Origin of the sequence: Mesorhizobium sp. B4-1-4, assembly GCF_006439395.2 — a bacterium.
In the GTDB taxonomy this organism is placed as follows: domain Bacteria; phylum Pseudomonadota; class Alphaproteobacteria; order Rhizobiales; family Rhizobiaceae; genus Mesorhizobium.
The window spans coordinates 3,067,424-3,079,873 of record NZ_CP083950.1 but is presented as its reverse complement, the minus strand read 5'-3'; the positions used below and the strand labels follow the sequence as shown (position 1 = coordinate 3,079,873).

Sequence of the window (12,450 nt, the reverse complement as noted above, 5' to 3'; positions counted from 1 at the left end):
TCGCCGACGAATGTTGCGTGCTGGGCGCGGGGGACGGCAAAATCTTCCGCGCAGGTCGGCGCCTGTCGCCCACGCCCTCTACCCCACGGTTACGTAGATCTTGCGCACCGTTTCGATGGTCTTCCAAACTCCGGTGAAGCCAGGCTTCATCACAAAGCTGTCGCCGGCGCGGTAGGTCACCGGCTTGCCGCCGTCGGGGGTGATTTCGACCATGCCGGAGAGGATGTGACAGAACTCGAAGGTCTCCCCCTTGATCGAGCGCGTCTCCCCAGGCGTCGCCTCCCAGATGCCGGTATGGACGAGGTCGTCCCTGGCCACGTCCTGTGCCCAGGTCTTGAAGGCGGGATTGCCGGCAATCAGCCGTTCGGGCAACGCCTTGGATTCGCGCGGTGAAAAGGCTGGATTGGTGTCGACGGTCTTGAGCAGGAGCAAGGTATAGTCCTTCCAGTTGAGGTTTTAATAGCCGCGCGAGCGGTCGACGAGCCCGATGGGATCGAGTCCGGCGCGGTGGCGCCTGATGTTGTCGATTACGGCGCGCGCGGCAGTCGCGGGCTGGGTGACGCTGGCGACATGCGGGGTCAGGATGATCTTCGGATGCGACCAGAACGGATGGCCAGCGGACAGCGGCTCGGGATCCGTCACGTCAATCATCGCCGACGACAGATGGCCGCTGTCCAGCGCGGCGACAAGCGCTTCATGGTCGAGCTGCGGTCCGCGCCCAGTGTGGACGAGAGCCGCGCCCTTGGGCAATCTCGCGAACAGGTCGGCATTGAGGAACCCACGCGTCTCCTCGGTCAGCGGCAGCAGGCAGACCAGTATGTCGCTGGCCGCGAGCATCTGTTCCAGCCCGAGCTCGCCATGATTACAGGTAACGCCCTCGATCCGTCGCGGCGAGCGGCTCCAGCCGGCAAGCGGGAATCCGAAGGGCTTCAACCTGTCCAGGACGGCCTGGCCAAGCTGTCCGAGGCCGAGCACGCCGACCCGGCGCGACCGGGCCTGAAGTTGCGCGATATCGTTCCACTGGCCGGCGCGCTGCTGCGCCAGATAGGCCGGCAGGTTGCGGTGGAGCGCGAGCACGGCCAGCGTCACATATTCCTGCATCATGCGCGCGATGCCTTCCTCGATCATACGCACGACCTTCACGTTTTGAGGCACCGCATCGAGGCGAAACTGGTCGACGCCGGCGCCGATGGAAAACAGGATTTCCAGGTTCCTGTAGCGGGCGAGGTTGTCCGGCACGGTCCAGCTGATCAGGTAACGCACGGCGTCGGGATCGACTGTTGCGGCATCGATCGTGAAGGGGACGTCCGGTAGTTCCCCCGCGAACGCCTCGGCGAAGACGGCACCGCGGCGCGCATCGGAATTGAACAGGAATGTCATCGTGGTTGCCTCGTCACGACGCGCAGCGCGTGCCCAGCGCCCCGATCAATCGCTGGCAGGCGGCGAGTTCGCTCGCAAGGATGTACTCGTCCGGCTTGTGGGCGCGGCCAATGTCGCCTGGGCCGCAGATGATCGCGTCGAAGCCGGCGGCTTGGTACAGGCCGGCCTCCGTGCCGTAGCTGACGGCGCCGAGCGGCGCTTCGCCGGTCAACTCGCCCATCAGGGTCGCCAGCGCCGCGTCTCGCGGAAGCGACAGCGCCGGATAGGCGCTGATCGGCGTCCATTCGATCCGGAAGCCGTCGGCCGCAAGGACCTCTGCCTGCGCTTTGACGGGCGCAAGCAGGCTGGCCGGATCGACGCCGGGTATGGCGCGCGCCTCCAGGTCCAAAGTGCAGGTGTCGGGAATGATGTTGACTGACTGTCCGCCTGCCACCACGCCCGCCTGCAGCGAGGAGTAGGGCGGCTCGAAGGCAGGGTCGAACGGACCATGCGTCAACCGCTCGGCTTCGCTCACGGCCGCGCTCAGCGCCCCGGCCATGGCGTGGATAGCGTTGAGTCCGAGATCGGGCCGCGAGGAATGGCCGGAGCGCCCGTTGATCGTTACGCGGGCGGCTGCCTTGCCCTTGTGGCCGCACACGGCGCGCATGGCGCTCGGCTCGCCGACGATGACGCCGAGCGGCTTCGCGCAAAGGGCAGGCAGGCGGGCAATCAGATGCGGAACGCCGCGGCACCCCACCTCCTCGTCATAGGAGAAGGCGAGATGGATCGGCCTGGCGAGGCGCAGTCCCCTCAGTGCAGGTACGGCCGCGAGCCCCGCGGCCAGAAACCCTTTCATGTCGGTGGTGCCACGTCCGTAGAGCCTTTCGCCCTCCTGACGTAGCGCGAAAGGGGCCGAGGTCCATTGCGGCTCGGCGGCGGGGACGACGTCCATGTGGCCGGACAGTATGTAGCCGGGGACATCAGCAGGGCCGATCGTCGCGAAAAGATTGGAACGATCGCCTTCCGGTCCGGGGAGGACGGTGACCTGCGTCCCATGTTCCATGAGATAGGTCTCGATCCAGCCGGCGATACGACCGTTGGGTTTGCCAGCGACCGATGGAAAGGCGACGAGACGGTCGAGGATATCAAAGACGTCCATTCCAGCCCTCAACGGATTTCGGGTCGCCGGATGGATACCGTCGACTGTATGCTGCAACAACTTGGAACAGCATGTGCGGCTTCTTTCGCGATTGCGTGCTGAAAGCGGAAATGTTTCAGTCGAATCTTGCGTTGGCGCGCGCCTTTCGAGCAAATCGTATCGACCTGGTTGTCTAGCGTTGGCAGGGGGCGGGCGGCCATTGTGTGTCACCCGTTATGCAATCGTTCTGAGGCATGAAATTGAAGCCGTCCGGAAGTTTCAAAATCGATGCCTTCTTGATGCGCATCGGCGACATCGAGGGCATCGAACTCGACCGGTTGCACGCGCACTCCCTATCCGTGGGATGGCCGCACCGAGCCGAAGACTGGCAGTTCCTGCGCGAAGTGGGGCAAGGGCTCGTGGCGCTTGATGAGATTGGCCGTGTTCTGGGCTCGGCCATGTGGTTCGCGCATGGCGCCGATTTCGCGACCGTTGGAATGGTCATCACCTCGCCGCGACTGCAGACGCTCGGTGCGGGGCAATGGCTGATGCAGCGGGTCTTCGAGAAGGTCGCCGGGCGCGACCTGCGCCTCAACGCGACCAGGGCGGCAAGGCGGCTCTACCTTTCGCTCGACTTCCAGCCTGAGAAGACCGTCTATCAATACCAGGGCATAGCCCGCATACCAACAACGGATAGTCAGCCGGGGGCGCGCGGCGACATCCGGGCTTTGGCGGCAAGCGATATTCCGGCAGGGATCGCGCTCGACGCGGCCGGCTTTGGCGTGAAGCGGACGCGGCTTATTGAAATGCTCTTCGCGCATTCGGCCGGCTATGGGCTTTTCAAGGGCGACAGGCTGAGCGCCTTCGCGCTCTGCCGGCCGTTCGGGCGCGGCCATGTGGTGGGACCGGTTGTGGCCGAGAGCGATACCGACGCCGTAGCTATCGTGCGGCCGCACGTCGCCGACCATTCGGGGTCTTTCCTTCGGGTCGACACCCACATGGACAGCGGCGAGTTCGCCGCGTTTCTCTCGAACGCCGGAATGCCGGTCTTCGATACGGTGCTGACCATGTCGCTGGGCAAACGCCTCGCCGATTTCTCCGTCGGCGGCTCGGCTACGCCGAAGACCTATGCTCTGGCGAGCCAAACTCTCGGATAGTCCGGTGCTCTCGTCGACAATTCAACCATTGCACGGTTGTTCCCTATGTATCTCCAACTGGACCGGTTCCAGCCTCAAGCCTTAAGATCTGAACGTCCGGACATGGACCTCTCAGGCCAGAAGCCGCCAGTCCGGTTTCGGAGCGAGATGACATGGCTGCTTTGGGGGCATCAATCTCGGTCGTTGAGCTCAGCTCGCATGTCACCTGAAAGCAGACTCCTAATCAGATGTCCGAGTGTGACCTATCAGCCACCCTCAGATATTCTCCGGCGTGACTATTTCGAACGGTATGGACCGTTGAAGAGTTGCGAGCGGTGCTTGTGGTCCGCTGACATCGATCATGGTCTGCACGAGAAGGGCGGAGGTCGCCTCAAGCGGGTGACAGAGAGCTGCAGTGATTAACCCTTCCGACAATCCCCTGCGAGTCTCAGGACCAATGTCGCGGCATACTACCCTGATGCCCGAACGCCTTTCCGAAGGGACCTCTCTCAATGCACGAAGGACACCGGTAATTCCGCCGCCGACGATCAGAATTCCCACGAGATCGGCGGTTGTCTTAAGCAACTCGGCGACCATTCGGTAAGCCTCATTCGATTCCTCGTGGGTTGGGCGGCTTTCCTCCACCGTGAGCCGTGGAGCGTGTTCGCGCAAATACGAACGGAAGCTGGCGTCTGAGACGTCCTGGCACTGATATCGATGGTTGCCAATGAAAACCGCAATTCGACCAGGACCGTGGGTGGTTTGGGCAATCAAAAATGCAGCTGTACGCCCCAGCTTCCAGTTGTCCGTGCCCACATAGGCCGCCCTTTCAGGCGCCGACTGATCCGTGATGTAGGAAACAACTGGTTTTCCCATCTCCTTCAGGGAACGGATGGCTTGGCCAATGATCGGGTGATCCGCCGCGACCACCGCGACGGCGTCGCATTCCTCGCCGAGCGCGATAAGGCGGTTCGAGATCGTCTCTGGCGTCAAAATATCCACGAAGTCGACGACAGGTTCGATGACCTCGTCCCGACGCTCGCGACAGGCGGTAACGATCTTCTTCCCGAACAACTGGTAGAGGTCACGGGTCGACTGCTGGAGCAGGAAACCCAATCGGTAATGCGGCGATATCTTACGGGCCCGATCGTCGATTGCGCCGATCCCGTAAAAGCCAATTTCTTCCGCAGCGCTCTGGACGCGTTGGACTGTTTTCGGCCGCACGGAAACGGTGCCACCCAAAATCCTGTTCACAGTCGCCACTGATACGCCTGCCGCAATGGCGAGATCGTGGATTGTCGGCCGCTTCATTGAACGCCCATTCCTGTATCAGCATGATTGAAACTAAATGATACAAATGCAATTCTGATATTATTTCTGCCTTCTCCGAATATCAACCCTCCGATATGAATTGCGCCGAACGAGGGCTCGGCCGGCTGAGCCCCAGGGCGGGGTCGAACCCCGCAGTCACCAGACCGATCCGGGTGAGGAGGCGCTGTTACGATGGAGGACCTTCAGTATGGAACACGCGACAAGCGCGGCAACTGGGCTCCCCATCGCCGGGCAGAGCCGGCACCGATCTGGCACCGTCCGTTCAATGCGAAAAAGGTCTTGGCCTGGATTCCTGAATTCTTCTGGCCGTGGAATACCTTCCACCTCGCCACGTCGCTCATTTGGGTCAACCTGCTGATCCCGAGCTGGCAGAGCCTCGCGAGCCTTTCGCTGCTAAACTACCTTTGGCTGTACGGCCTCAACGCCGCTGGGATTTTTCTTTTCTACGGCTTCTTCGAGCTGCGCTACTATGTCCAGCGCAAACAACAGAACCGCTTCAAGTACAATCCGAAATTTCCCTCAGACGCGCGGTCCGACGTGTTCTGGTTTCAAAGCCAGAACATCGACAATTTCGCCCGCTCGTTTTTCGTCACCATACCACTGTGGACGGTAGTCGAGATCGTGATGTTGTGGGTCTATGCCAACAGCTGGGCGGTCTGGCTGCCATGGACCACGAACTGGCTTTACCTGTCGTTCCTGGTGCTTATCGCGCCTGCCGTGCATGAGGTCTATTTCTTCTTCCTGCACCGGGCGATCCATTGGCCTCCGCTCTACAAATGGGTGCACTCGGTCCACCACAATTCGATCAATCCGAGCCCGTGGTCGTCGCTGTCGATGCATCCGGTTGAGGGCTTCCTCTATCATGCCGAAGCCTGGCTGCACCTGTTGATCCCGTCCAACCCGGTCTGCGCCTATTTCACGCTGCATGGAGCGGGCTTCGGCGCGGTCAACGGCCACCTCGGCTTCGAGACGTTTGAAATCACCGACAAGATCAATCTCGATAGCCATTCTTACGTGCATTACCTGCACCACAAATACTTCGAGGTGAATTACGGCGGCGACGGGCTTGTGCCCCTCGATAAGCTGTTCGGCACTTGGCACGACGGAAGTAAGGAAGCCGACGAAGTCATGAAGACCCGCTTTCGCAAGAAAAAGGAAAAGGTACGGGGCCGACAGGAAGGCCGCGGCGATCCAGCGTCTGGAATGCCGGCCGAATAACGAAACCAAGCGCTGTTTCGGCTGAGTCCGTGAGGAGCGGGCCTGGAACAGGAAGACTTTTGTCGAAACCCTACGGGGTAATCTGGGAGGAAAAACCATGAAGCTTTTCAAGATGCTTGTGTCGACAGCGGTGCTGGTCGGCTTCAGCACCGGCGCGACGCTTGCCGCCAACATCTTCGTCGTCGGCGGCAAGCCCGACGATCCGTTCTGGTCGATCGTCAAGCGCGGCGCCGAAGACGCCGGCAAGGTGGTCGAGGCTCAGGGTGGCAAGGTCACTTGGCTCGGGCCGCAGAACTACGACAATCTGGGCGTCGACGCCGCCGAACTGATCCGCCAAGCCATCGACCAGAAGGCGGACGCCATTGTCGGCCCGGACTGGGTGCCGGAAGCGATGGACCCTGCGTTCAAGGCTGTCAGGGATGCTGGCATTCCGCTGCTCATCTACAATGCCGGCGGGCTGAAAGCGGCCGATCGTCTTGGCGCCATGAACTATGTCGGCTCGGACGATTACAAGGGCGGTGTCGCGGCTGGCGAGTACCTTGCCAAGGGCGGCAACAAGAAGGGCGTCTGCATCAACACGCTGCCAGGCGCCGCCAACATCGAGGCCTTCTGCGGCGGCTTCAAGGAGGGGATGAAGAACGGCGGCGGCGAAGCCGACGTCCTGCCATTGCCTGCTACATCCTTCGGCTCGGCCACGGCCGTCGCGCAGGCGGTGAAAGCCTATCTGCTGCAGCACCAGGATGTGAACGCTGTCTTTACGATCGGTAACGTCGACGCCAACTCCGCCATGAACGGTCTTACGCAGGCCGGCAAGGTCGGGAAAGTGCAACTCTGCGGCATGAACTTTGACGAAACCATCCTGAACAACATCAAGGATGGCAAGCAGGCCTGCGCGATCGATCAGCAAGGCTACCTGCAGGGATACCTGGCCGTTGCGATCCTGAATGGCCACGTCAACTATGGTTTGTCGGTGCCCACCCGCGAGATCCTTACGGGACCAGGCATCATCGACAAGGCAAATGTCGACGCCACCATCGCTGGCGTGAAGGCCGGGACGCGATAATCCTCCCGCCTGGGCCGCTTTCGCGTTTGCGGCGGCGGCCCTTTTTCCTCTCTCTGCGGCGGCGACATCAAGGCTGGCCGTAAGCTCGCGGATTACCCTAATGGCACATCCCGTGACGTCCACATCAACGCCGGCGATTGACCGCCCGCAGTCCGGACTGGCACTCGGCCGCCTGGCGCGACGACCAGAGTCGGGCTCGTTTCTCGGCATGATCGCTGTTCTTCTTTTCTTTGGCGTGTTCGGCGGAAGCGGCTTTATGTCAGCAGCCGGCGCGGCGAGTTGGTTGAACATCGCTTCCGAGATCGGCATCATCGCGCTGCCGATAGGGTTGCTGATGATCGCTGGCGAATTAGATATCTCGGTCGGCGCCGTGATCCCGGCGGCATCGCTGACCGCTGCCATCATCTCCGGTCACTATGGGCTCCCCGACTGGCTTGGAATATCGGCCGCGCTCGGACTCGGTCTCGCCGTCGGCCTCCTCAACGGCCTGCTCGTCACGAGAACGTCCATCCCATCCCTGATAATCACCATCGGCACCATGTTCGGCACGATGGGTCTGACGCTGGGTCTCACCGTCAAGATCGCCGGCAGCACCGGGGTCTCGCTTGTGCCGGATCCGTTCACCAAGGAAATCCTCGGTGATTATCTCGGTGGCATGTTCCAGGTCACGATCCTGTGGTGGGTGGTGTTCGTGGTTGGCCTGTTCTGGCTGTTGCACATCTCGCCGATAGGCAACTGGATCTATGCGCTCGGCGGCGACAAGGAGAGCGCGCGCAATGTCGGCGTCCCAACCAAGCGCCTGAGCATCGGCCTTTTCATGCTCTCCGGCTTCAGCGCCGCTTTCGTCGGCGTCAGCGAGGTGATGGTCTATCAGAGTGCGCAGGTTCTGGCGGGCCAGTCCTTCATCTTCAATTCCATCATGTGCGTGGTCATCGGCGGCGTTTTGCTCACCGGTGGCTTCGGCTCGGTCGTTGGCATCGTGTTCGGCACTCTCACCTTCTCGATCGTGAACCAGGGCATCTACTTCACGAGTTTGGACTCCAATGTTGGAAGCGTCATCATCGGCGTGCTCCTCCTGATTGCGGTGCTGACCAACGACACCTTCCGGCAACTCGCGCTCAGCTATTCGTCGAAGAAGGGAGGGCGGTCATGATGGACGCAATCAGATCCTTGTTGCGGCGTCCGGAAGCCGGGTCGATCCTCAGTCTCATCGGCGTGGTGCTGTTCTTCGTTTTGTTCGGCGGCGCCAATCTGGGCACACTCGTTGGCGCGGCGAGTTGGGTCAATTTCGCGGCCAATCTCGGCATTGTCGCCATTCCCGTCGGCCTGTTGATGATCTCAGGCGAGCTCGACATCTCCATCGGCGCACTGATCCCGGCGGGTTCGATGACCACTGCCATCCTCACTGGCTACTACGGGCTGCCAATATCGGTCGGAATAGCAGGAGCGCTGGCGATAGGCGTGGCGGTCGGCCTGGTCAACGGCCTGCTGACGATACGTACCTCCGTGCCCTCGCTTATCATTACCCTGGCCACGCTGGTCGCCATGCAAGGGGTGGTGCTCAGCGGGTCGGTACTTCTGACCGGCAATGCCAGCGTTGCGGTAACCGCGCCGGACTGGGCCAAATTCCTGTTCGGCCAGCTGATCGGCGGCAGTCACCAAGTCATCATCGTCTGGTGGCTAGCATTCGCCGCTATCATAGGCTTCGTTCTGCACAAAACCCGCTACGGCAACTGGCTCTTTGCAATGGGCGGCGACCGCGTCAGCGCCCGTAATGCTGGCATTCCGACTGATCGCTTGACCATTGCGCTTTTTGTGTTGTCCGCCGTCAGTGCAACGTTCGTTGGCATTTGCCAGGCGATCCTGTTCAATTCCGCCCAAGTCTCCGGCGGCATGAACTTCATCTTCAACGCCATTGTCTCCGTGGTGGTGGGCGGCGTCCTGCTGACCGGCGGCTTCGGGTCCGTCCTCGGCATTTTCGTTGGCACCATCACCTTCGCCATTGTCAGCCAGGGCATCTACTTTACGCAGATCGACCGAAACTGGTCGAACCTGATCATCGGCGTGATGCTCCTGATAGCCGTGCTGATGAACCAGTCGTTCCGTGACCTGGCTCTGTACTTCAGGCCGCGGAGCAAGCGAAGCCTGCCGCGGGAGCCAGCAAACCCATGAGAAATGAGTTGTTAGAGCAGTCCAAGCCCGCGGTCACATGGTTGGCCAAGGATAGGGCTTCGATGAACAGCCTGGCTAGTCGGCAGCATCAATCCCACCGGGCGCGATATGAAGGGCTGAGCACGCCATGAACGACAAACCTGCCATTCTCGAACTGAAGAACGTCAACAAATCCTTCGGCCCAATCGACGTCCTGCACGATATTTCGCTCAAGGTGCGTGCGGGCGAGGTGCTTTGTCTGCTCGGCGATAACGGAGCCGGCAAGTCGACCCTCATCAAGACCTTGGCTGGTGTCCATAAGCCCACCAGCGGGCAGATACTGATGGACCGTCAGCCAGTAACTTTCGTCGGACCGAGTGACGCGCAGGGGCGGGGTATTGCCACGGTGCACCAGTTCGGCGGCACGTTCCCGCTGATGAGCATAGGGCGGTCTTTCTTTGTTGGGGTCGAGCCGACCAAAGGTTGGGGACCGTTCAGGATCTACGACCGCAAGCGCGCCAACGAAATCGCGGTGAAAGCGGTGCGGGATTTCGGCATCACCCGCATTGATGACGGTGACCGCTTGGTTGGGGGCCTGTCGGGCGGCGAGCGCCAGTCGCTCGCCATTGCCCGCGCCGTGTATTTTGGAGCCCGTGTGCTGATCCTGGACGAGCCGACCGCTGCGCTCGGCGTCAAGCAGGCCTCGCACGTGCTGCGTATCGTCAACGAGGCCAAGAGGCGCGGCCTGGCGGTGGTCTTCATTACTCACCAGGTCATGCACGCCATGGCCGTCGGCGATCATTTCGCAGTGCTGATCCGTGGCGCCATCGCCGCCGATTTCCGCAAGGGCGAAAAGTCCCGCGAGGACATCACAGATCTGATGGCTGGCGGCGAGACCATGGCTGACCTCGAAGCGCAGGTTGAGGGTTACATGGAGACCCATGAGGGGCATCCGCCGTCCCCGCAGGTGCTGGAGGTCCCAGCCGCTTACTAGACTTGCTCGGGAGGCTATCCAGTCCGGCTCGGCTTCATCTCGTCGCTTGTCGCGGCCCCGTAAACTCGAAAGCAAAAAACAGGACAGAAATGACAGTTCGTATTGCAGTGATCGGCGCCGGCTTGATGGGCGCGGATCATGCCAAGATAGTCGCGGAGGAACTGCCCGGCGCAACCCTCCAATTGGTTTGCGACATGGATGAGCAGCGCGCTCGCCGCGTCGCCGATGCGTGCGGGGCCTTCGACATTGCGACCGACCCCAAGGACGCCATCGCGCGGCAAGACGTCGACGCCGTCATCATTGCGAGTCCCGATTTCACGCATGCGCCGCTTGCGATGGCCTGCATCGCCGCCGGCAAGCGGGTGCTGTGCGAAAAGCCCCTGTCACAAGCCTCGGCTGACTGCGTCGCGGTGATGGAAGCCGAACAGAAGGCGGGGGCGAAGTTCGTCCAGCTCGGCTTCATGCGGCGTTACGATCGTTCCTACCAGGAGATGAAGCGGGCTCTGGATGATGGCCACCTCGGCCGGGCGCTGATGATGCATAATTTCCACCGCAATGTTGAAACGCCTGCAGCCGATTTCACCGGTGCGATGGCTATTACCAATTCCGCCCCGCATGAATTCGACGTCGTGCGTTACGTGCTGGGGACGGAATATGCCTCTATTTCCGCATTCCAGCCGAGACGCTCGGACGCGCGGGTCGCGCCCGTCGTGATGGTGCTGGAAACGGTGGACGGCCAGCTCGTCAACATCGAGATCAACAACAACGCAGCCTATGGCTATGACGTCCGTGCCGAGCTGATCGGCGAGCGGGGAGCCGTTGCGACGAATAATGTTGCGTACACCCGCACCGAGTCCGCGCTCACCCAAAGCACAAGCTACGACGCAGACTGGCGGACCCGCTATTACGACGCCTATCGCCGCCAGAACCGCGACTTCCTTCGCTTCGTGATGACTGGCGAGTTCCCCGCGATCGCCTCGGATTGCTGGGACGGCTATTGCGCCGCCGTCGTTGCCGAGGCTGGCGTGGTGGCGCTGAAGGAGGCCCGTCACACACCCATCCAGATGATTGCAAAGCCGGAGTTCTACGCGTGAAGCTGGGTTTCGTTTCAGACAGTCTCGGCAACCTGCCGTTCGACGCCGTGCTCGATCATGCCCGGCGCATGGGGGTATCCGGCATCGAGGTGAACACCTGTGGCTGGTCGACCGCCCCGCATTTCCGGCTGTCGTCCATGCTGGGCGACAGGGAAGCCCAGAAGCGGTTCGCCGGCGCGTTCGAGGAACGCGGGCTGGAGATCATCAGCCTGAACGCGAACGGCAATCCGCTGCATCCGACCGATCCGTCCCAGGGCGAGGGATTGAAAGACACGATCCGCGTCGCCGGCGAAATGGGCATCCGCACCGTCTGCACGATGAGCGGTCTGCCGGCCGGCAGCGCCAGCGACAGCCTGCCAAACTGGGTCGTCTCCTCCTGGCCGCCGGAAACGCAGACCATTCTCAAATATCAATGGGAAGACAGGCTAATCCCGTTCTGGTCCGAGATCGTGGCGCTGGCGAAGGAAAACGGTGTCGAGCGCATCGCACTCGAACTGCACGGCAATCAGTGCGTATACAACGTGCCTTCGCTTCTGAAATTGCGAGAAGCGGTCGGGCCTGTCGTGGGCGCCAATCTCGACCCCTCGCACCTGTTCTGGATGGGCGCCGACCCACTCGCCGCCGCCGAGGCGCTGGGCGAGGCCGTGTACCATGTTCACGCCAAGGATACGATGCTCAACCGGCCCGTTCAGGCCACGACCTCGCTGCTTGAGAATGGCAGCCTCATGGACATTCCGGCCCGCTCCTGGAGCTACATCACGCTTGGGTTCGGCCATGGCCAGGAGTGGTGGCGGCAGTTCTGCTATCGGCTCAAGATGGCTGGCTATGACGGCTGGCTTTCCATCGAGCACGAGGACGTACTTCTCAATTCGCTCGAGGGGCTGGAGAAGTCCGTCGCGCTGCTCCAGGGCGTGATGCCATCAGCCCCCGCGGACTTCAAACCACAAGATATCTGAGGAGACACT

The 12,450-nt window shown here is 61.5% G+C and carries 12 protein-coding genes; 8 read left to right on the top strand and 4 right to left on the bottom strand.

Annotated features, from left to right (window positions below):
* Positions 1-78: 78 nt before the first annotated feature.
* From FJW03_RS14840 to argE, 3 genes are read right to left on the bottom strand one after another with little or no spacing between them, the layout of a single operon-like run.
* Entirely contained in the window at positions 79-432 is a 354-nt protein-coding gene (locus FJW03_RS14840) for a cupin domain-containing protein (RefSeq protein WP_140610883.1), read from the bottom strand.
* Between the two features lie 24 nt (positions 433-456).
* Positions 457-1,380: a 2-hydroxyacid dehydrogenase gene (locus FJW03_RS14835; protein WP_140761706.1), complete on the bottom strand. Its 924-nt coding sequence runs from the start codon at positions 1,378-1,380 to the stop codon at positions 457-459.
* Positions 1,381-1,393: 13 nt separating this feature from the next.
* Positions 1,394-2,518 (bottom strand): acetylornithine deacetylase, encoded by a 1,125-nt coding sequence (argE, locus tag FJW03_RS14830; protein WP_140761703.1) that lies wholly within the window; start codon positions 2,516-2,518, stop codon positions 1,394-1,396.
* A 233-nt stretch (positions 2,519-2,751) separates the two neighbouring features.
* Here argE and FJW03_RS14825 point away from each other — a divergent pair, with 233 nt between their 5' ends.
* Positions 2,752-3,654, top strand: coding sequence for a GNAT family N-acetyltransferase (locus FJW03_RS14825; RefSeq protein WP_140761700.1), 903 nt, complete (start codon positions 2,752-2,754; stop codon positions 3,652-3,654).
* Between the two features lie 255 nt (positions 3,655-3,909).
* On the opposite strand, the gene FJW03_RS14820 is transcribed toward FJW03_RS14825, so the two are convergent.
* Complete coding sequence (locus FJW03_RS14820; RefSeq protein WP_140761697.1) at positions 3,910-4,944, bottom strand: LacI family DNA-binding transcriptional regulator; 1,035 nt, start codon at positions 4,942-4,944, stop codon at positions 3,910-3,912.
* A gap of 192 nt (positions 4,945-5,136) precedes the next feature.
* Here FJW03_RS14820 and FJW03_RS14815 point away from each other — a divergent pair, with 192 nt between their 5' ends.
* The 7 genes from FJW03_RS14815 to FJW03_RS14785 all read left to right on the top strand — a co-directional run bounded on the left by FJW03_RS14815 (position 5,137) and on the right by FJW03_RS14785 (position 12,441).
* On the top strand, positions 5,137-6,183 hold the full coding sequence (locus FJW03_RS14815) for a sterol desaturase family protein (protein WP_140761694.1): 1,047 nt from the start codon (positions 5,137-5,139) through the stop codon (positions 6,181-6,183).
* Between the two features lie 112 nt (positions 6,184-6,295).
* The gene (locus FJW03_RS14810) at positions 6,296-7,246 is read left to right on the top strand and encodes a sugar ABC transporter substrate-binding protein (protein ID WP_140698288.1); all 951 of its coding nucleotides are present in this window, start codon (positions 6,296-6,298) and stop codon (positions 7,244-7,246) included.
* Positions 7,247-7,454: 208 nt separating this feature from the next.
* The gene (locus FJW03_RS14805; RefSeq protein WP_226890695.1) at positions 7,455-8,399 is read left to right on the top strand and encodes an ABC transporter permease; all 945 of its coding nucleotides are present in this window, start codon (positions 7,455-7,457) and stop codon (positions 8,397-8,399) included.
* Complete coding sequence (locus tag FJW03_RS14800; RefSeq protein ID WP_140761864.1) at positions 8,399-9,418, top strand: ABC transporter permease; 1,020 nt, start codon at positions 8,399-8,401, stop codon at positions 9,416-9,418. Before FJW03_RS14805 ends, FJW03_RS14800 begins: the two co-directional genes overlap by 1 nt.
* Before the next feature lie 127 nt (positions 9,419-9,545).
* Positions 9,546-10,391: an ATP-binding cassette domain-containing protein gene (locus FJW03_RS14795; protein WP_140761688.1), complete on the top strand. Its 846-nt coding sequence runs from the start codon at positions 9,546-9,548 to the stop codon at positions 10,389-10,391.
* 89 nt (positions 10,392-10,480) lie between these two features.
* A complete protein-coding gene (locus FJW03_RS14790) occupies positions 10,481-11,485 on the top strand; it encodes a Gfo/Idh/MocA family oxidoreductase (protein WP_140761861.1) in 1,005 nt (334 codons plus the stop codon).
* A complete protein-coding gene (locus tag FJW03_RS14785) occupies positions 11,482-12,441 on the top strand; it encodes a sugar phosphate isomerase/epimerase family protein (RefSeq protein ID WP_140761685.1) in 960 nt (319 codons plus the stop codon). The genes FJW03_RS14790 and FJW03_RS14785 overlap by 4 nt, the downstream gene beginning before the upstream one ends.
* Positions 12,442-12,450 lie beyond the last annotated feature (9 nt).